19 protein-coding genes are annotated in these 18,205 nt (G+C 64.7%); 10 read left to right on the top strand and 9 right to left on the bottom strand.

Features of this window, described 5'->3' with window-relative positions:
• The first annotated feature begins 88 nt into the window (after nucleotides 1-88).
• The 5 genes from GCN74_RS04830 (at nucleotide 89) to GCN74_RS04810 (ending at nucleotide 2,896) form a co-directional block, all read left to right on the top strand.
• On the top strand, nucleotides 89-943 hold the full coding sequence (locus GCN74_RS04830; RefSeq protein ID WP_152255591.1) for an undecaprenyl-diphosphate phosphatase: 855 nt from the start codon (nucleotides 89-91) through the stop codon (nucleotides 941-943).
• A gap of 203 nt (nucleotides 944-1,146) precedes the next feature.
• Nucleotides 1,147-1,716: a manganese efflux pump MntP gene (gene mntP, locus GCN74_RS04825; protein WP_152255590.1), complete on the top strand. Its 570-nt coding sequence runs from the start codon at nucleotides 1,147-1,149 to the stop codon at nucleotides 1,714-1,716.
• Nucleotides 1,717-1,820: 104 nt separating this feature from the next.
• The gene (locus GCN74_RS04820) at nucleotides 1,821-2,027 is read left to right on the top strand and encodes a hypothetical protein (RefSeq protein ID WP_152255589.1); all 207 of its coding nucleotides are present in this window, start codon (nucleotides 1,821-1,823) and stop codon (nucleotides 2,025-2,027) included.
• A gap of 232 nt (nucleotides 2,028-2,259) precedes the next feature.
• Nucleotides 2,260-2,577, top strand: a complete 318-nt coding sequence (locus tag GCN74_RS04815; RefSeq protein ID WP_152255588.1) for a hypothetical protein — start codon at nucleotides 2,260-2,262, stop codon at nucleotides 2,575-2,577.
• 73 nt (nucleotides 2,578-2,650) lie between these two features.
• Entirely contained in the window at nucleotides 2,651-2,896 is a 246-nt protein-coding gene (locus tag GCN74_RS04810) for a hypothetical protein (RefSeq protein WP_152255587.1), read from the top strand.
• Nucleotides 2,897-2,909: 13 nt separating this feature from the next.
• Here GCN74_RS04810 and GCN74_RS04805 read toward each other — a convergent pair whose 3' ends face one another.
• Entirely contained in the window at nucleotides 2,910-3,131 is a 222-nt protein-coding gene (locus GCN74_RS04805; protein ID WP_152255586.1) for a hypothetical protein, read from the bottom strand.
• Nucleotides 3,132-3,274: 143 nt separating this feature from the next.
• Here GCN74_RS04805 and GCN74_RS04800 point away from each other — a divergent pair, with 143 nt between their 5' ends.
• Nucleotides 3,275-3,991 carry an SOS response-associated peptidase gene (locus tag GCN74_RS04800; RefSeq protein WP_152255585.1) on the top strand — a complete coding sequence of 239 codons (717 nt, stop codon included), beginning with the start codon at nucleotides 3,275-3,277 and terminating at the stop codon, nucleotides 3,989-3,991.
• Between the two features lies 1 nt (nucleotide 3,992).
• On the opposite strand, the gene GCN74_RS04795 is transcribed toward GCN74_RS04800, so the two are convergent.
• From GCN74_RS04795 to queE, 8 genes are all read right to left on the bottom strand, one after another.
• Nucleotides 3,993-5,174, bottom strand: coding sequence for a DUF418 domain-containing protein (locus GCN74_RS04795; protein ID WP_152255584.1), 1,182 nt, complete (start codon nucleotides 5,172-5,174; stop codon nucleotides 3,993-3,995).
• A gap of 17 nt (nucleotides 5,175-5,191) precedes the next feature.
• Nucleotides 5,192-6,109: a muramoyltetrapeptide carboxypeptidase gene (gene ldcA, locus GCN74_RS04790; protein ID WP_152255583.1), complete on the bottom strand. Its 918-nt coding sequence runs from the start codon at nucleotides 6,107-6,109 to the stop codon at nucleotides 5,192-5,194.
• Between the two features lie 34 nt (nucleotides 6,110-6,143).
• Nucleotides 6,144-7,061 carry an alpha/beta fold hydrolase gene (locus tag GCN74_RS04785; protein ID WP_152255582.1) on the bottom strand — a complete coding sequence of 306 codons (918 nt, stop codon included), beginning with the start codon at nucleotides 7,059-7,061 and terminating at the stop codon, nucleotides 6,144-6,146.
• 152 nt (nucleotides 7,062-7,213) lie between these two features.
• Nucleotides 7,214-8,371 (bottom strand): hemin-degrading factor, encoded by a 1,158-nt coding sequence (locus GCN74_RS04780; RefSeq protein WP_152255581.1) that lies wholly within the window; start codon nucleotides 8,369-8,371, stop codon nucleotides 7,214-7,216.
• Between the two features lie 61 nt (nucleotides 8,372-8,432).
• Nucleotides 8,433-10,796: a TonB-dependent hemoglobin/transferrin/lactoferrin family receptor gene (locus GCN74_RS04775; RefSeq protein WP_152255580.1), complete on the bottom strand. Its 2,364-nt coding sequence runs from the start codon at nucleotides 10,794-10,796 to the stop codon at nucleotides 8,433-8,435.
• A 235-nt stretch (nucleotides 10,797-11,031) separates the two neighbouring features.
• Nucleotides 11,032-11,559 carry a tRNA adenosine(34) deaminase TadA gene (gene tadA / locus GCN74_RS04770; RefSeq protein ID WP_152255579.1) on the bottom strand — a complete coding sequence of 176 codons (528 nt, stop codon included), beginning with the start codon at nucleotides 11,557-11,559 and terminating at the stop codon, nucleotides 11,032-11,034.
• A complete protein-coding gene (gene queD / locus GCN74_RS04765) occupies nucleotides 11,552-11,998 on the bottom strand; it encodes a 6-carboxytetrahydropterin synthase QueD (protein WP_034755997.1) in 447 nt (148 codons plus the stop codon). Before queD ends, tadA begins: the two co-directional genes overlap by 8 nt.
• Before the next feature lie 10 nt (nucleotides 11,999-12,008).
• A complete protein-coding gene (gene queE / locus GCN74_RS04760) occupies nucleotides 12,009-12,644 on the bottom strand; it encodes a 7-carboxy-7-deazaguanine synthase (RefSeq protein ID WP_152255578.1) in 636 nt (211 codons plus the stop codon).
• Between the two features lie 289 nt (nucleotides 12,645-12,933).
• Here queE and GCN74_RS04755 point away from each other — a divergent pair, with 289 nt between their 5' ends.
• The 4 genes from GCN74_RS04755 to GCN74_RS04740 all read left to right on the top strand — a co-directional run bounded on the left by GCN74_RS04755 (nucleotide 12,934) and on the right by GCN74_RS04740 (nucleotide 18,102).
• A complete protein-coding gene (locus tag GCN74_RS04755; protein WP_152255577.1) occupies nucleotides 12,934-13,833 on the top strand; it encodes a sensor histidine kinase in 900 nt (299 codons plus the stop codon).
• A gap of 102 nt (nucleotides 13,834-13,935) precedes the next feature.
• Nucleotides 13,936-14,922: a diguanylate cyclase gene (locus GCN74_RS04750; protein WP_152255576.1), complete on the top strand. Its 987-nt coding sequence runs from the start codon at nucleotides 13,936-13,938 to the stop codon at nucleotides 14,920-14,922.
• A 52-nt stretch (nucleotides 14,923-14,974) separates the two neighbouring features.
• On the top strand, nucleotides 14,975-15,169 hold the full coding sequence (locus tag GCN74_RS29185) for a hypothetical protein (protein WP_152255575.1): 195 nt from the start codon (nucleotides 14,975-14,977) through the stop codon (nucleotides 15,167-15,169).
• Between the two features lie 56 nt (nucleotides 15,170-15,225).
• Nucleotides 15,226-18,102: a M16 family metallopeptidase gene (locus GCN74_RS04740; RefSeq protein ID WP_226938866.1), complete on the top strand. Its 2,877-nt coding sequence runs from the start codon at nucleotides 15,226-15,228 to the stop codon at nucleotides 18,100-18,102.
• The last annotated feature ends 103 nt before the right edge of the window (nucleotides 18,103-18,205 follow it).

The raw sequence follows: 18,205 nt of genomic DNA, 5'->3' as shown, positions 1-18,205 counted from the left end.
GAACTGGCCTGTAAAATTGCGCTGCCGGATCATTCTGTTTCCGACGTGACAATTTTCCCGCCCGTCTACCATCCCGACCATATCGCCCATGAATTTCCTACAACTTTTCATCCTCTCCGTCGTCCAGGGCTTTGCCGAACTGCTGCCCGTGTCCAGCTCCGCCCACGTCATCGTGGCGGAAAAGCTGATGGGCCTGGACCCCACGTCGCCCGAGCTGACCATGCTGCTGGTGATGCTGCACACGGGCACCATGTTTGCCGTCATCGTGTATTTCTGGAAATCCTGGCGCGCCACGTATTTCAGCTCGGCCACGGCCTTCCGCAACAATGCGCTGCTGCTCGTGGCCGCCACGGCCCTGACGGGCATCGTCGGCTTCGGCTTGCTGAAGGGCATTACGCACATCATGAGCAAGGATGCGCCCGGCTTTGAAATCGAACACCTGTTCGGCAACGCGCAGCTGATGGCCGCCGCGCTGGCCGCCGCCGGCGTGCTGATCATCGTCTCGTCGCGCCTGCAGGCGCGGGAAAGCGGCACCTTGTCCATCGGCAAGGCGATGGTGATCGGCGCCGTGCAGGGACTGTGTCTGCCCTTCCGGGGCTTTTCCCGCTCGGGCGCCACCATTTCAGCCGGCATCGCCATGGGCGTGCCGCAGCGCCGCGCCGAGGAATTCAGCTTTGCCCTGGCCGTGGTGCTGACGCCGGCCGTGCTGGTCAAGGAAGGCTGGCGCTTTTACCAGGCCGTCGCGAATGGCAGCCTGGACCACCTGGAACACGGCAACAGCCTGCTGCAGCTGATCGGCCCCAGCCTGCTGGGCATGCTGCTGTCCTTCCTGGCCGGCTTGCTGGCCCTGCGCTGGCTGTCGCGCTGGCTGGAACAGGGCCGCTGGCATTTCTTTGGCGCATATTGCCTGCTGGCCTCCTTGGTGGTGCTGTACGTAGGGTAAAATCGCCGGGTTTGCATTAAACGCCTATAAAACCTGCTGCGCGTCGTGATTGACGGCCTGCGATGCTCACTGCCTCGGCGGCCCCGTACTCCGTACAGTTGCGCTTCTCGGGCCAACGGGGCGCCGGACCTCCCTTCCGCTCGCTACGGTGTTCTTCGGCGTTGTTGCTTTATTATCCAGCCAGGTTTTACAGGAAGCCAACGATGAATTTCGCCGCCACCGCCGCCCTTTCCCTTGCCATGTCCACCGATGCCTTCGCGGCCGCCGTGGGCAAGGGCGCCGCCTTGCACAAGCCGCAATGGCGCGAAGCGCTGCGCACGGGCCTGATCTTTGGCGTCATCGAGGCGATCACGCCCGTCATCGGCTGGGCCCTGGGCAGCGTGGCCGCACCCTATGTGGAAGCGTGGGACCACTGGATCGCCTTCAGCCTGCTGGGCATCATCGGCCTGTTAATGATACGCAATGCCTTGTCGGACGCGGACGAGGAAGAAGCGCCGGCCCAGTCGCATTCGTTCTGGGTGCTGGCCGTCACGGGCCTGGCCACCAGCATCGACGCCATGGTGGTGGGCGCGGGCCTGGCCTTGCTGGGTGCCAACATCGTCGTCACGGCCGCCGCCATCGGCTTTTCCACCTTCGTCATGGTCACCCTGGGCGTGATGCTGGGCCGCGTGCTGGGCACGATCGCGGGCCGGCGCGCCGAACTGGCGGGCGGCCTGGTGCTGATCGTCATCGGCTGCGTGATCCTGTACGAGCATATCGGCCATCCGGCCTGAGGACGGGACCGCTGGAGGCGCGCACGGCACGCCAGGCGCCATGGCGGCGGGCCGCTTTGTGCTACATTCAGTACTCTGCATTCATGTCTCGCAAGGTGACCATCATGGAAACTCTGGAGCTGCTTTTTGCCTCGCTGGTGCGCGAAACGGCCGAGTCGATACGCGACCACCATGTCCCTTTCGCCATCAAACACGATGAACGCGCCTATTTCGAGTGGATGGATGGGCACCCGATCGATGGCTATATCCAGGAAGCGTATCGAGAGATAGAGGAAACGGCCCAGCAACTGCGCGCCATCCGCGCGGGGTGATGACACTTGCCGCAAGCTACTGCGCGGGGCGCTGTGCGGCCTGCGATGCTCACCGCACGTCAGTGCGGTTGCGCTTCTCGGCCGCACATCGCCTCCGCTCGCTACGCTTGGGGCAAGCGTCGATACGCTAGTTGGACGCTTTCAAGGAACGTATTGACCCAGATCAAACACTCTGCCGTTCCTATCGAGTTGATGGCCCAATGCCGTGACAATGGAATTGGAGGCGGGAGACATGGATCAGCAACAAAAACACCAGATCAGGGGTTATGAATTTCATGTGGCGGGGGCGCTGGAGAAGGATGGGCGCTACCGGGGCATGATCTTGCTCACCAAGCGCGGCGATACGCAGCAGGTGTACGCCAAGCCCGTGCTGATTGAAACGCCAAGCAGTTTCAAGTCCGTGCATGCGGCCTTGATCGAAGCGTCGGCGTATGCCCAGGAACTCATCTATAACGGCGCCATCAAGGCGCTGCTGCCGGCCGATGCGCCGCCGGCGGGTGCACAGACGAATCCACAGGCGCCGCAGCCGCCCGATTTCGTTGGCAATTGAGGGCGGCAAGCGGGGCCGCCCACCCCGGGCGGCGCGTATAATGACGCGCTTTCCCGGATGAAAACTCAGAACCATGGAATTTGTGAATTTACCGCTGGTCTTCCTGATCGGCTGCGCCCTGATCGCCTTGCTGGCCAAGAGAAATGGCTACTCGTGGTACCTGTTCTTCTTCGCCATCGCCGTGCCTGCGCCCCTGTTGCTGCTGGCCTTGCCCCATGTGGTAGGCGCGCAGGCCGCGACACTGACTTCCGTACGGCTGGGCACCGCCCTGTTCTTCCCCGTGGCAGGCTTGCTGCTGGCCCTGCGGCGCAGAAACTGAGCAGCGGGCAGCTTCAGCGCGCCGGCACGCCGTCCGCCAGGCGCCAGCCCACGGACAAGGCCACTTGCTGCGCTTCTTTTTCATTGCTGCAGTCATCGTAATCGCAGGTGTCCGCATACGCGCCGCACGCCTGGTTCTCGCTGATGTACGAGCCGACCCAGCGGCCATCGCGGCGCTGGCAGGCCGTGGCGCTGATGGTAAAGCCTTTGTGGATGGTGGGATTTTCAAAATGCATAATTCCTCCGATGCCAGAAGCGTCAGGGACCTGACTGGCTTCCACTATGCGCCCGGCGCCGCGCAAGGTCTGTACGCTGGCCCACACCGGCGCCATGCGCGCGCCTGCCCCCGTGCGCCGTGGCGTTCGGGTATGATTTCGCCATGTGTGGACGATTCGATCAAAATGACACGGCGCGCGTGCTGGCGTCGTCCTTCGGCTGGACCGACGCGCTGTTCGACAGCGAGGCCGAGCCGCACCTGAACGTGTCGCCCGGCACCTACCGGCCCGTGCTGCACATACAGGACGGCGTGCGGCGGGTCGACGATGTGTTCTGGGGCTACCGTCCCGCCTGGGCGGCGCAGGCCACGCCCGCGTCCGGCAAGAAGAAAATTCCCATCGCCATCAACGCACGGCTGGAAAAGCTGGCCGGCGCCTACTGGAAAGCGCTGCTGCGCGGGGGCCGCGGCATCGTCTGCGTGGATGGCTGGTATGAATGGACGGGAGAAAAAGGCAGCAAGCAGCCGTGGCACATCCACCGCAAGGACCGCGCGCGCCTGTTCCTGCTGGTGCTGGCCCAGTTCGGCCCCTGGAAGCACAGCCGCGAGGAAGCGGGCTTCGTGCTGGTGACGGCCGACAGCATGGGCGGCATGGTCGATATCCACGACCGCCGCCCCGTGGCCGTCAGCCTGGAAGACGCCCGCCGCTGGCTGGACCCCGCATCGACGCCAGAGCAGGCGCTGCATTTGGCGCGCACCTGCATGCTCGACGTGGACTTGTTCGAATGGCATGCCGTCGACAATCCGCTGGTGCCGTCCGCCAAGGCGAAGGCGCCGCCACCGGCCGCCGCGCAGAGCGCCTTCGACTGGGGCAGCGATTAATTCAGCGAGGCAGCCGCGCCAGCCGGCGCCACAGCGCTTCCATGGGCCCCTGGCGGAAATACCGCAGCCAGTAGCGGCTCAGCAGCACCTGCCCCGCCATGATCAGCACGGCCAGGCCCAGCATCTCGGCGGGACGCAGCCTGGCGCCCCAGCCCAGGCCCGGCCCCTGCAGCAGCCAGGTGCCGATCAGCGATTGCAGCAGATAGTTGCTCAGCGCCATGCGTCCCACGGGCGCCAGCCATGAGCCGAGCCAGCGCAGCATGAAGGGACCGGCCAGCATCAGCGCAGCCACATAGCCGGCTGCCAGCACGGGGCCGCCCGCAAACAGGCCCACTTCGAACAGGGCAGCGTCAAACACGGCCTGATACGGATCCGCCACCTGCCACGCGATGGCGCCCGCCGCCAGCAGGTTGAACGGCAGGCCCACGCCCAGTCCCACGGCGCGCACGCGGCGCCACAAGCGCTGGTGGCGCTGGGGCTGCGTCAGCCAGCCGCAACGCACGGACAAGATGCCCAGCAGGAATAGCACGATGATATGCGGCAGCATGACGGCAGCGTACAGCAGCGAGACGAGGAAATCGTTGGCGCGCAGCCGGGCCACGGCCCAGGCGCCGCCTTGCGTGTAGACGGCGTAGCGGTCCGCAAAGCTGTGCAGGTCGCGCGCCGTGTCCGGCGCGCCGCCCTGCTGGCCCACGGGGATCAGCAGGCACATGAATAATAGAAAACCGGCCGCCACCAGCCAGGCGCGGTTGCGTACGCGGCTGAGCTTGGCGGCTGCCAGCGGCAGCACCAGCATGCCGGCGACGGCATACGAAGTCAGCACGTCGCCGCTCCAGATCAGAAAACCGTGCAGCAGGCCAAACGCCAGCAGCCAGCGCAAGCGGCGCCGGTACGCCGTTTGCGCCCGTTCCCAGCTGCCCAGCTGGCGTCGCAGGGAACGTGTCTGCAGGGCAAAGCCGGCGCCAAACAGGAACGCGAAGACGGGATAGAACTTGAACTGCGCCAGCGCCGCCACGCCGAAAATGACCAGCTGGTCCAGCACGGGCGGCTGCGCGGGCAAGGTGCCGTAGCGCAGGGACAGCGTGCCCCAGGCAAAGCCCCAGATATTCACCAGCAGGATGCCAAACACGGCGATCCCGCGCAGCACATCGAGCTGCAGCAACCTGCCCCGCTTGGCGTGCATGGCGTCCAGGGCGGCGTTCAGGGGCGCGCCAGGGTCGGGTAATCGCCCACCTGCAGGCTGAAGCCGGATGCGTCCGAGCGCAGCTGCGCGTGGCCGCCGAACGGCAAGGTGACCCGGCGGCGGATGTGGCCGAATTCCAGCCCCGTCAGCACGGGCACGGGCAGGCGTTCGCGCACATAGGCCAGCATGGCGTCGAAATCGTAGCCGTTATCCATGGGGCTCAGTTTATAGGCGGAAAAATCGCCGAGCACCACGGCTTGCTGGCGCTGGAGCACGCCCGCGTGCAGCAGTTGCAGCAGCATGCGCTCGACCCGGTACGGGTGTTCGTTGACGTCTTCCAGGAACAGGATGCCGCCGTCGATTTGCGGGAAATATGGCGTCCCCAGCAGATGCACGAGCATGGCCAGGTTGCCGCCCCACAGCTTGCCTTGCAGCTCGACATGCGGATTGCCAACGGACGCGCCCGTCACCGTGTGCGTGGGGCCGGCCAGGCACGACCACAGCTGGTCGAGCGTAAATTGCTCGGGCTCGTCGCGGATGAAGTCGTCGCAGATCATGGGGCCGGCAAAGCTGGCGCGGCCCGTCTTCGCCATCAAGCCCATGTGGAAGGCCGTGAAGTCGCTATAGCCGACAAACAGTTTGCCGCTATCGGCCATGGCGGTGAAATCGATGTCGGACAGGATGCGGCTGATGCCGTAGCTGCCGCGCAAGGCGATCACCACCTGCACGGCCGGGTCGGCAGCGGCCGCATGGAGCTGCGCCAAACGGCCCGCATCCGTGCCGCCGAAGCGCTGGAATCTGTGTGCGTGGTCGTAGTAATTGTGGACGGTGGCGCCTTGCGCCTGCAAGCGGGCGATGCCGCGCGCCAGGGCCGCCTCGTCGGGCGCGTAACCGCCCGGCGCGACGATGGCGATGCCAATCTCAGGTGTCTTCAAAATATGCCCAAGCCTTCAAAAATGGTGGGCGCGCCTAGGCTGGCTGGGAGCGCATCTGGGGCGCCATCTTACCTTGCAGATGCACATCGATCAAGGCGAGCAGGCGCTCGATCAGCTGGGGCGGCATGTCATGCCCCATGCCCTCGATCACCTCGATGCGGGCGCCCGGAATCAGCGCCGCCGTATCGATGCCGCAGGCGACGGGTATCAAGGGGTCGGCCGCGCCGTGGATCACCAGTGCCGGACAGCTGATGCTCGGCAGCAAGGCCGTGCGCTCGCCCGAGGCCGCGATGGCCACCATTTGCCGCGCCACGCCTTCGGGGCAACTGCCCCGCTGCAGCGCCGCCTCGATGCGCTGGTACAGCAGTTTTTCCGACACGGGATAGGCGGGACTGCCGATGACGCGCACGGTGGCGGCCATGTGCGCCATCAGTTCGGCGCGGCTGGCATTGCGTTTCGGACGTTGCAATAGCGCATTGCGCGCGGCCCGCGTGGGGCCGGGCAAGCCGCGCCGGCCGCTGCTCGACATGATGGATGTCAGGCTGAGCACCTGCTGCGGCGCGCGCGCCGCCATCACTTGCGCGATCATGCCGCCCATCGACACGCCAATCACGTGCGCCTGCGCAATACGCAAGGCCGCCAGCAAGCCCAGCGCATCGGCCGCCATGTCATCGAGGGTGTAGGAAGTTTTCAGGGGCCAGCCGACGAGGTTTTTCAGGTAGGCCAGCGGCAGGTACGGCTTGCCCGCCAGCACCATCTTGCTCGACAGGCCGCTGTCGCGGTTGTCGAAACGCACTACCCGAAAGCCTTGCTCGACGATGCCTTCCACAAAGTCCGCCGGCCAGGCGATCAGTTGCATGCCCAGGCCCATGACCAGCAGCACGCACGGATCGTCAGGGTCGCCGTGGCTTTCATAAGCTATATTGAGGCCGTTCGCCATGATGGTTGCCATGATTGCCTCTCTTCCAGGAACCAGCACGCAGGCACGATCGCTGCGGCCTTGGAGTCAGCATACCACTATTGTGATCTTGCCATCATGACTCATGCAGAAGTCGAACTGAAGTGTTGCCGCGCCGGTACGCCGGGCGGCAACGGTACGGCTATTTACTTGGCTTTTGGCAAGGAATCGGCCAGGTCCATCCACGCTTGCGGCTGCGGCTTGCCCCGCTCGCGCACGCCGAAGAAGGAGACCACTTGCGTGCCCTCGTTATCGAAGAACTCGACCGAGGTGACGCCGCCGCGCTTGACGACCCAGCCGCTGCGCAGGGCCGTGTCGCGGATGTGCAGGTTGAAGTCCGGGTCCAGCACGTTGAAGAAGCCGCCGGCAGCCATGGTTTTCTCGATCTTGCCGCTGTAGATCTGCGTCAAGCCTTCATTGCCCAGGAACACCATGATGGCAACCTTGTCCTTCGCCGCATTTTCCAGCAGCGTACGCAGCGCCGCCGGCGTCACGCGCTCGACCACGCCGGCCGGCGCCAGGCGCAGCGCCTGTTCGCGCGACAAATGGAATTCACGCATGATTTGCGCAAACTGGTGCACGTCCGTCATGTCTTTCCAGGCCAGCTGGAATTCCTTGACGTCGATCTCGGCATCGGGCTTTTCCGCCGCTTTCGGCGCCACGGCCAGCACGTTCAATTCAGCGCTTTGCTGGGGCAGGCGGAAGGTCGCCACCAGCTTGTCGTAGACGGCCACGCCCGGCTCGTTGCGCAAATAAATCTTGTGCACGGCCGTGCCGTTGGCGTCGAAAAATTGCAGGCTGCGCGTGGGCTTGCCGTCGCGCCCTGCTTGTTCTACGGCAAATGCATATTTCCAGTTTTCAAAATGGAAACGCAGATCGATCTGGCCGCCCAGGTAGCCGCCCGCAATATTGCGCTGGCGCGCTTCCGTTTCCGGGTCCTGCTTGGCGTCCGCCTGTTCGGACTTGTCGCCCGCCTGCTTGAACTTGCTGGCGACGCCCGTCGTTTCGATGACGCCGTTTTCGTTGCGCGTGATCGCTTGCACGATGCCCAGGTCCAGCGCGGCGCGCATGATTTCGCGCGGCTGGTTGCCGTCCGCCTGCAAGCGCGTCACGCCCTTGCCGATGTTGGTTGCCAGCAATTGCGCTTCGGATACACCCAGCGCGCGCGCCGCGTCGCGGATCTGCAGCTTCGGCTGCTCCGTGCGCAAGGTGGACCAGCGTTCCGCCAAAGTGGCTGGGGCCGCGTATGCGTTGGCGATCAGCAGGCTGCCTAGCAGGGATAGAACGAGTTTGGATAACTTCATAGAGAGACCATTCAATCAAACATGGAAAAAAAGAGGGGCAAGCACCCCTCCCCGGTAAAAATCAGTAGTTGATGCTGAGGCTGGCGGCAACGTTGCGGCCCGGCTTGGCGTAGCGCTCGATCTCGGCGCGGTTGGCCGCCGTGGTGCCGGCCGCCAGGCTGCGCGAGGCGGCGTAATCCCAGTACTTGCGATCCGTCAAGTTGTACACGCCGACGATGATCTTGGCGTTCTTGTGCACGTTCCAGTAGGTCGACAGGTCGAAGATGGTGTACGACGGCACCTTGTAGCGCGGCGCGGTCGTGCCCATCAACAGGTCGTTCGGCGCCTGTTTCTCGCCGGCATGCAAGGCCGTCAGTTCCAGGCCGAACAGCTGGTTCGCATGGTCATAGCCGAAGGTCAGCGCCGTCTTGGCTGGCGCCACCGAGGCCAGGCCGCCGCTCTGGCCCGTCTGGGTATTGAAGGAGCGGCCCTTGGCCACGCCCGTGGCCAGGTCGACGCGGTAGCCCTGCATGGCGGGCGACCAGGCGCCCAGCTCCGCGCGCAGGCTCAGCTCGGCGCCCCAGGTGCGGGCATCGCCGATGTTTTCCGGACGGAACAGGCCCTGCACGATGGTGGGATAGTTGACGGGATCGTCTTCCTGCGCCACGTACTCGATCATGTTCCTGTATTCCGTCTGGTAGACGGAGGCGTGCATGCTCAAGCCCCTGACGATGTCGCCCTTCAAGCCCAGCTCGTATGCCTGGCTGGTTTCCTTGCGCAGATTCGCATTGCCCAGCACGGCATAACCCGTGCCCGTGCCCGTGTAGCTGAAGGAATCATAGGTGCCCGTGCGCTCGGCCGCCGTCGGCAGGCGCGTGCCGCGCGTGACGGTGGCATAGGCATTCATTTGCGGCAGCACTTCCACGGACAGGCTCAGGCTCGGCGTGAAATAGGTATCGCTTTCCTTGCGCACTTCCTTGGCGGCATTCGGCACGGCGATGACATAGTTTTGCAGGTTTTTCGGTTCCAGCTTGCGGTAGTCGGCGCGCAGTCCCGGCGTCAGCACGGCTTTCTTGCCGCCCACATTAAAACCGTAGTCATCGCGCACGTACACGGCCACCTTGGTGCTGTCCATGTCGGCCATGCGGTTCTTGCGCGTGATCTGGTGCACGCCCGTGGCGATGATGGTGCGGTCTTCCATCCATGGCCGGCGCGATTTGCTCTGCTCCAGCTGCACGCCGTACAGCAGCGCATTGTCGGCGTTGAGCTGCTTGCTCGCTTCCGACGTCAGGCCGATGCTGTCATTCTTGAAGCTGGTGTCGATGGTGCGCTGCGACGGGCTGCCGAAGGTGTAGCGGCCTTGCGTCCTGTCATCGATTTTCGCATTCTGCAGATACACCTTCGACGTCAGGCGGTCGAACAGGGCGAAGTCCTTCAGCGCCACGTCGTGGCCCAGGCTGACGCGCGTACGCCTGGTGGTGGAGTCCTGCTGCACGCCGGTCGGATAATATGTGCTGACCTTGTTGCGCAGATCGCGCTTGTTCTTGCGCTCGAACATGTCGACCGTCAAGTCCAGCTTTTGTTCGCCCGGCAAGGCCCACACCAGCTTGGACAGCAAGGCGTTCGAATGCCAGTCGTCCGGATTGACGGGGGCGCTGCCGCGGCTGTCCGTCTGCTCGCCGTCGCGGTGCACGTACACGGCCAGGCCCTGCAGATTGGCGCCGATCCTGGCGGCGCCCGTCAGGGTATGCGCATTGCTGCGGTCCGCCGTGGCGCGGCCGTATTTATACGCCACATAATGGTCCACCCCTTCGCCCAGGTAATCCTCGGGCGACTTGGTGATGAAGGCCACGCTGCCGCCCAGGCCGGGATTGGCGCCGCTGGCGGCCGTGGTGCCCGAATCGATGCGCACTTCGCGGAAGGTTTCAGGATCGAAATAGTCGCGGCCCGTGCCGAAGGCGTTCAAGGTGGTGCCATCCGGCTTCGGTGCCGCGTCCGGCAGCGCAATGCCGTCCACGTCCAGGCTGACCCGGTTGCCTTCCAGGCCGCGGATGTTGTAGCCCGTGTTGCCCGAACCGTCCCACACGCTGCCGGCGCCCGAGGCCGCCATTGGCGTGCTGATCAGCGGCTGATAGCGCACGATGCCACCCATGTCCGTCACGCCGCGGCGTTCCAGGTCTTCGCTCGTGATGACCGTCTTGGTGCCGGCGCGACGCTCGTAGTCCTGCTTGGCATTGACGACGATTTCCGGGAAGACGGGCAGCTTGGCCGGTTCCTGCGCGGCCGTGCCCGCATTGATGGCGGCGTTTTGCGCGGCCACGGGCAGCATGGGGGCGGCGAACAGGCCCAGCAAGGCAGCACGCAGCACCAGGTTATGGCGGCGGACAGGCAGGTGAACTGGGGATACGACGGGTGCAGCGGTGCGCTGCAGAAGCACTGTAGTCATGATGATCCGGTGGAAGAGTGAAGGCTGGCTCTTGAACCCGGATCGATAACGATGCGTAAGGGGAAAGTTTGCTGGCGAAAACAATACTGTAACACGAATCATTCTCATTTGAGAATGGCGAGGCGGTCTGGACAGATGTTATTTCGCAACAGTTATAAAAAATGCCAGCCGGAATGGCTGGCAAGGGTGGCACGCGGGATAAGGCCGTGGCGGCCCTGCCCTGCCCGGGCTGGCGTCAGCCCTGGGGAGTGGCCAGCTTGCGCGCTTCCGCCTGCGCGCGGCGGCGCTCGGCAAAGAAACGCCGGAGGAAGGCGCCGCACTCGTCGGCCAGCACGCCGCCCTCGATGGCCGTCTGGTGGTTGAGCGCCGGCTGCTCGAACAGGTTCAGCACGGAACCGCAGGCGCCCGTCTTCGGGTCGCCAGCGCCGTACACGACGCGCGCCAGGCGCGCATGCAGCATGGCGCCCGAGCACATCACGCACGGTTCCAGGGTTACATACAGTTCGCAGCCGGGCAAACGGTAGTTGCCCAGCTTTTCCGCCGCGGCGCGCAGCGCCATCACTTCCGCATGCGCCGTGGGGTCGTGGCGGCCGATGGGCTGGTTGTAGCCCACGGCGATGACTTCCCCATCCTTGACGACGACGGCGCCCACGGGCACTTCGCCCAGGTCCCACGCGTGCTGGGCCTGTTCAAGAGCCAGCTGCATGTAGCGCGCGTCGTCCGCATGCACGGCTGGCGCGGCGCTGTCAGGCGTGTCAGTCATCGGTCACTTCTGCCCAGCAGTTCGGCGTTTCATGCAGCACCAGCTTATGCAGGTGCAAGCCCGTACCGAAATGGTCGGTAAACGCCGCTTTCAGGATGTCGAAGGCGATGCGCGCCAGGTTTTCCACGGTGGGGATGCGGTCGATGACGACGGTTTTGTGATCGGGCAGGCTGGCCAGGAAGTCACGCACGGCCGTGTCCTTTTCATAGACGAGGAAGGCGTGGTCCCACACGTCGACCAGGTGCTGCTTGGCCAGGGTTTTCACGTCGGAAAAATCCATGATCATGCCATTGTCGGAATTGCCTTCCGCTTCGATGACCTTGCCGACCAGGGTGATTTCCACCGTGTAGCGGTGGCCGTGCAGGTTGCGGCACTGGCTCTTGTGGTCGGGAATGCGGTGGCCCGCGTCGAATTCGAGCTTGCGTGTGATAGTCAGCATATTATTTGTTTTAAGGTATTTGCAGGAGTTTATGGGTTTGCAGGCTCAGCTTCCATTTCGGATTGCTTTTGCACGTTTCGATCGCCAGCTTCATATTGTGCGCAGCCAGGGGGCCATCCATCGCCTGCACGAAGAAGTTCTCGAAATCGAGGCCTTCATAGGCGGCCAGGTCTTGCTGGAACTGGGGGATGACGACCTTGATTTCGTTACCCTTGTGCACGACCAGGGTGGAACCCATCTTCGGGCTGACGCAGATCCAGTCCACGCCGGCCGGCACGGGCAAGGTGCCGTTGGTTTCGATGGCGATGGTAAAACCTACCGCGTGCATGGCGTCGATCAGGGCAGTGTCCAGCTGCAGCAGCGGCTCGCCGCCCGTAAACACCACGTATTTGCTGGCGGCATGGCTGGCCGGCCACAGGCTGTCGATCAGCGCGGCCAGTTCGGACGGCGTCTTGAACTTGCCGCCCAGTTCGCCGTCCGTGCCGACGAAATCCGTGTCGCAGAACTGGCACACGGCCGTGGCGCGGTCGCTTTCGCGGCCCGTCCACAGGTTGCAGCCGGAAAAGCGGCAGAACACGGCCGGACGGCCCGCGTGCGCACCTTCGCCCTGCAGGGTGTAAAAAATCTCTTTGATGCTATAAGTCACTGTATTTCCTAAGAGCTGGCTGGCGTCCTCGCGCAGGGCGTACGCAGCGATGCCGGCGCATGCCGCCGGAACCGCAAAAGCCGATTGACAACCCTCTATTATATGCCGCCGCGACACTTCCCGTGCAAATGCCGTGGCCGCCGCCTGATGCGGCTGCGTCAGCGGGCAAGAACGCCACAGCGGCGGGCCTAACTGCGCAGCTTTTGCGTTTAGACAATATAAATAACCCACGGTTAATATATTTTCCGTAAGAACATTGCCTGATGGAAAACAATTAGGGAGCAAGCACATGCTGCACCGCTGGCTACGCCTGCCGTACCGCCCGAGCATTCTGGTCTGCCTGGCGGCCAGCGCACTCGCGTCCCTGCGCGCGGGCCACGCCGCCGGCACGCTGGCGCAGGCCGAGCCGTCCTGGTCCCTGATGACGGCCTGCGCCCTCCTGCTGGGCGCGCTGGCGCTGCTGCTGTGGCGCCAGCACCGGCTGGCGCTGCGCCTGCAGGCGCTGGAACAGCAGCGCGCGGATGCCGGGCAGGCGCGCCTGGCCTGCGAGCAGCGCAAGGCCCGCGAGCAGGAACGCCTGCGCATCGGGCGCGATATCCACGACGACCTGGGCCAGCATTTGCTGACCCTGAAAATCGACCTGTCCATACTGCAGACCAGCACGCACGGCGCCACGCCCTTGGTGGCGCGGCAACTGGCCATGATGGCGCACAATATCGACCTCAGCATCGCCGCGCTGCGCCGCGTCATCCACGACCTGCGCCCGCCCGCCCTCGATGCGGGCCTGCACGCGGCATGCGACGCTCTGCTGGCGGACTTCCAGCGCAGTACCGGCATCGTTTGCAGCTGCGATTACCGGCTCGACGCCAGCGCCGGCAGCGCGCACGCCCCCCTGCTGTACCATGCGCTGCAGGAAGCGCTGGCAAATATTGCCCGCCATGCGCGCGCCTCGCATGTCCAGCTGTGCCTGCAACAAGTGGGCGGCACCCTGGCATGCCGCATCAGCGACGACGGCGTCGGCCTGCCGGGCTCGCCGCCGCGCCTCGGTTGCGGCCTGTCCGGCATGCATGAACGCGTGGCTGCCGCCGGCGGCAGCCTGCACATCGAAAGCCTCAGCGGCGCCGGCACCACCTTGCGCCTGTCGCTGCCGCTGGCCGCCTGTCCGGACGGGTCCCCGGTCCGCAACTGATAGTCGTGCACAATAAATATTGCTCAAGATCAACACCCTGCGCCCCGCCACGCTGCATCATGGCCAACGAGCCCGCCCCATTCACCCATGAAGGATGCTTACATGCCGGATAGCCATGCATACGCCAGCGCATCGCCCCACGATGAAGCCCAGGGTTTCGCCGTCAAGATGATGGAATTGCTGGTGGTGCCCACCTTTGTTCTCGATGTGCATGGCCGGGTGATGATCTGGAACCGTGCCTGCGAGCAGCTGACGGGCGTGCCGGCCAGCGAAGTGCTGGGCATGACCGAGCCGGGCCGCTGCTTTTACAACGACGAGCGCCCCACCCTGGCCGACCTGCTGCTGGCCGGGCGGGGCGGCGACATGCGCGCGCTGCACGTCCAGCAGCAATACCGCAGCAGCACGGGCGCCAATCTGTGCGCGGAAAACTGGTGCGACATGCCGCGCACGGGGCGGCGCCGCTACCTGGCCGTCGATGCCAGCCCCATCCACGGCAATGTGGGCGAACTGGTCGCCGTGGTGGAGACCCTGCGCGACATGACCGACGAGAAACGCGCGCAGGTGGAACTGGAACGCCTGGCCACGCGCGATGGCCTGACGGGGCTGGCGAACCGGCGCTGCTTCGACGACACCGTCCTCGCCGAATGGCAGCGCGCCCAGCGGCAAGGCCAGCCCCTGTCGCTGCTGATGGTCGACGTCGACAATTTCAAGGAGTACAACGACAGCCACGGCCACCAGGGGGGCGACCTGTGCCTGCGCAAGGTGGCCGGCGCCGTGGCCAGCGAAATGCGCACGAACGACCTGGTGGCCCGCTATGGCGGCGAGGAATTTGCCGTCATCCTGCCGAACCAGTCGCTGAAAGGCGCGGCCATCGTGGCCGAGCGCATCCGCCAGCGCGTGGAGCGGCTGCAACTGCCGCGCAAGCGCGCGGACGGCGCCTGCGTCACCGTCAGCATCGGCGCCGCCACGGCCCTGCCCGGCCCCGGCACGGAACTGGGGCAGCTGATCCACACGGCCGACTGCGCCCTGTACCGCGCCAAGCACCTGGGCCGCAACCGCATCAGCCTGCCGGAAACGACGCTCACATAGGGAAGCAATACGCGCATGGCACCGCCAGCCTGAGACCGCCCGCGAAATCGGCATGGATGTGCGGCAACGCCTGTGCGCTGAGATCCGCGTCATCTACCACCGTGACGCCGCGCACGATGCCGTGTATCTCCGCATGTTCCTGCCCGCCAGACGCGACTTCCTGGCCCACCTGACGGCACGCATGCCGCGGCCCGACTTTCAATTTGCCCCGCGCCGCCGTGCAAAAGCCCTATGCACGGCGGCATGAATATTCTATGCTGCGGCGTTGCACTTTCCACATTCCCAAAAAAAGAAGGAGCCCCCGTGTCAAGAGCCATGCCCCTGTTTATCCCCGCTTTCGCCCTGGCCCTGTCGGCCATGGCCTCGTCGAACCTGGCCGCCGCGCCCGTCAAGCCGGCCGCCGCCAACAGCGCCGCCGCCAGCAAGGCCGACCTGCTGCCATTCAAGGCGACGGAAAAAACCTTGCCCAACGGTTTGAAAATCATCATCGTGCCGACCGGCTTCCCCAACCTGGTCTCGCTGCAGATTCCCGTGCAGACGGGGTCACGCAATGAAGTCGAGCCGGGCAAGTCCGGCTTCGCCCACTTCTTCGAGCACATGATGTTCCGCGGCACCAAGGCCTATCCGCCCGAAAAATACCAGGAAGTGATCACCCGGGCCGGCGCGCGCCAGAACGCCTACACGAGCGACGACCTGACCAATTACCACACGACGTTTGCCAAGCAGGACCTGGAAACCGTGCTGAAGGTGGAAGCGGACCGCTTCCAGCACCTCGATTACGCGGAAGACGCGTTCAAGACGGAATCGCGGGCCGTGCTGGGCGAGTACAACAAGAACAGCGCCAATCCCGTGTCGAAACTGTTCGAAGTGATGCGCGACAGCGCCTACACCACGCATACCTACAAGCACACGACGATGGGCTTCATCCAGGACATCGAAGACATGCCGAACCAGTACGCGTATTCGAAAATCTTCTTCGACCGCTGGTACCGTCCCGAGCGCACCACCATCATCATCGCGGGCGACGTGGAGCCGCAGCAGGCGATCGCGCTGGTGGAAAAATACTGGAGCGGCTGGCAGCGCGGCAAGCAACAGGCGGCCGTGCCCGTGGAACCAAAGCCGCACGGCCCCGTCTACAAGCACGTGGCCTGGCCCACGCCGACCCTGCCGTGGGTGGCCGTGGGCTTCCACGCGCCCGCCTTTTCCGTGCAGGACAAGGACCAGGCGGCACTGGCCACCCTGCTGTCGCTGTCGTTCGGCCGCACCTCGCCTTTATATAAACGCCTGGTGCAGAACGAACAGAAGGTCGACCAATTGTTCGACATGACGCCGGACCGGGTCGATCCCACCCTGGCCGTGATCGGCGCGCGCGTGAAAAACATCGACGACGCCGTCTACGTGCGCAACGCCATCCTGGCCACCGTGGCCCAGCTGCGCGACACGCCCGTCAGCGAGAAGGACCTGGCGGACGCCAAGTCGGCGGAAAAATACGGCTTGATCCGCTCGCTCGACAACACGGAACAGATCGCCGGCACCCTGGCCTCCTTCGTGCATTTCGACCGCTCGTACGCCACCATCAACCAGTACTACCGCCTGATCGACACGCTCACGCCGGCCGACCTGCAGGCCGCCGCGCGCAAATACCTGACGGACGACGGCCTGGTGGTGACCACCCTGTCGCACCAGCCGATGGCCGCGGCCATCGCCGCCACGCCGACGCTGGCCAGCCTGCTGCCGGCCGCCTCGGCCGCGAAGTTCGACGTGCTGGTGCAAAAGTCCGCGCTGCCGCAAATCCGCTACAAGCTGCTGTTCAAGGCCGGTTCCGCGCAAGACCCGCAGGGCAAGGAGGGCCTGGCCGCGCTGACGGCCGCCATGGTGGCGTCGGGCGGTTCGTCCGAGCGCAAGATCGACGAGGTCAACCAGGCCCTGTTCCCGCTGGCCGGCAGCTTTTCCCAGCAGACGGACAAGGAAATGACGACGTTTACGGGTTCCATCCACAAGGATAACTGGCCCCAGTTCAACGCCATCGCCCTGCCCCTGCTGCTCTCGCCCGGCTTCCGCGAGGACGACTTCCGCCGCCTGAAGGATGCGCAGCGCAACGCGCTGCTGCTGGACCTGAAGGACAATAACGAAGAGGAGTTCGCCAAGGAGCGCCTGCAGACGAACGTCTACGCGGGCACGCCGTACGGCCATCCCGTGCTGGGCACGGTGGCCGGCATCGACGCCATCACCCTGGACGACGTGAAGCAGTTCTGGAAGAGCGCGTATGCGCAAGGCGCCGTCAAGGTGGGCATTTCCGGCGACGTCTCCGACGCCATGACGGCTTCGCTGACGCAGGCGCTGGCAAGCTTGCCGGCCGGTCCCGGCCTGCCTGCCACGGTGACACCCGCGGGCCGCAAGGCGCAGGGCCTGGAAGTGGAAATCATCGAAAAGAACACGCGCGCCACGGCGATTTCCTTCGGCCTGCCGCTGGACGTGACGCGCACGCACCCGGACTTCCCCGCCCTGTGGCTGGCGAAAACGTGGCTGGGCGAGCACCGCGCCTCGAATTCCTATCTGTACCAGCGCATCCGCGAGCTCCGCGGCATGAACTACGGCGATTACGCGTACATCGAAGCCTTCCCGCGCGGCATGTACCAGTTCTTCCCGAATCCTAACCTGGGCCGCAAGGCGCAGCTATTCGAGATCTGGATCCGCCCCGTGGCGCCGGACAACGCCCACTTCGCCCTGCGCGTGGCCCTGACGGAATTGGGCAAGCTCATCGACAACGGCCTGACGCAGGACGATTTCGCCACCACGCGCGACTACCTGATGAAGAACGTGTTTGTCATGACCTCCACGCAGGACCAGCAGCTGGGCTATGCGCTCGACTCGCAATGGTATGGCACGCCCGAGTTCACCAAGCTGATGCGTGACGGCCTGGCCAAACTGACGGTACAAGACGTCAACCGCGCCATCCGGCAGCACCTGTCGGCGAAGAACCTGTCCGTGGTGATCGTCGCCAAGGATGCGGCGGGCTTGAAGGATAAGCTCGTCAGCGACGCGTTCTCTCCCATCAAGTACGACGGCAACAAGCCGCAGGCGCTGCTCGATGAAGACAAGGTCATCGGCGCGATGAAGCTGGGCATCAAGCCGGAAGCCGTCACCGTCACGCCGGCGGCGCAGGCGTTCGCCAAATAAGCGTTTGATCTCGATCAACCTCGTCCGATGCAGCTTGTCGGATGCGGTTGTCGCATGCGCCTGCAGACCGCCTTCGGCGCAGCAAAACGCCCCTTCAAGCCGC

This window comes from Janthinobacterium sp. FT14W (genome assembly GCF_009208755.1).
In the GTDB taxonomy this organism is placed as follows: Bacteria; Pseudomonadota; Gammaproteobacteria; order Burkholderiales; family Burkholderiaceae_D; genus Janthinobacterium; species Janthinobacterium violaceinigrum.
This window is presented reverse-complemented; position numbering and strand designations above follow the sequence as displayed.

Bases quoted from the DNA above. Each gene is read 5' to 3' on its own strand.
- GCN74_RS04830 (WP_152255591.1), top strand. From the start codon at position 89: ATGAATTTCCTACAACTTTTCATCCTCTCCGTCGTCCAGGGCTTTGCC.
- mntP (WP_152255590.1), top strand. From the start codon at position 1,147: ATGAATTTCGCCGCCACCGCCGCCCTTTCCCTTGCCATGTCCACCGAT.
- GCN74_RS04820 (WP_152255589.1), top strand. From the start codon at position 1,821: ATGGAAACTCTGGAGCTGCTTTTTGCCTCGCTGGTGCGCGAAACGGCC.
- GCN74_RS04815 (WP_152255588.1), top strand. From the start codon at position 2,260: ATGGATCAGCAACAAAAACACCAGATCAGGGGTTATGAATTTCATGTG.
- GCN74_RS04810 (WP_152255587.1), top strand. From the start codon at position 2,651: ATGGAATTTGTGAATTTACCGCTGGTCTTCCTGATCGGCTGCGCCCTG.
- GCN74_RS04805 (WP_152255586.1), bottom strand. From the start codon at position 3,131: ATGCATTTTGAAAATCCCACCATCCACAAAGGCTTTACCATCAGCGCC.
- GCN74_RS04800 (WP_152255585.1), top strand. From the start codon at position 3,275: ATGTGTGGACGATTCGATCAAAATGACACGGCGCGCGTGCTGGCGTCG.
- GCN74_RS04795 (WP_152255584.1), bottom strand. From the start codon at position 5,174: ATGCACGCCAAGCGGGGCAGGTTGCTGCAGCTCGATGTGCTGCGCGGG.
- GCN74_RS04785 (WP_152255582.1), bottom strand. From the start codon at position 7,061: ATGGCAACCATCATGGCGAACGGCCTCAATATAGCTTATGAAAGCCAC.
- GCN74_RS04780 (WP_152255581.1), bottom strand. From the start codon at position 8,371: ATGAAGTTATCCAAACTCGTTCTATCCCTGCTAGGCAGCCTGCTGATC.
- GCN74_RS04775 (WP_152255580.1), bottom strand. From the start codon at position 10,796: ATGACTACAGTGCTTCTGCAGCGCACCGCTGCACCCGTCGTATCCCCA.
- tadA (WP_152255579.1), bottom strand. From the start codon at position 11,559: ATGACTGACACGCCTGACAGCGCCGCGCCAGCCGTGCATGCGGACGAC.
- queD (WP_034755997.1), bottom strand. From the start codon at position 11,998: ATGCTGACTATCACACGCAAGCTCGAATTCGACGCGGGCCACCGCATT.
- GCN74_RS04755 (WP_152255577.1), top strand. From the start codon at position 12,934: ATGCTGCACCGCTGGCTACGCCTGCCGTACCGCCCGAGCATTCTGGTC.
- GCN74_RS04750 (WP_152255576.1), top strand. From the start codon at position 13,936: ATGCCGGATAGCCATGCATACGCCAGCGCATCGCCCCACGATGAAGCC.
- GCN74_RS29185 (WP_152255575.1), top strand. From the start codon at position 14,975: ATGGATGTGCGGCAACGCCTGTGCGCTGAGATCCGCGTCATCTACCAC.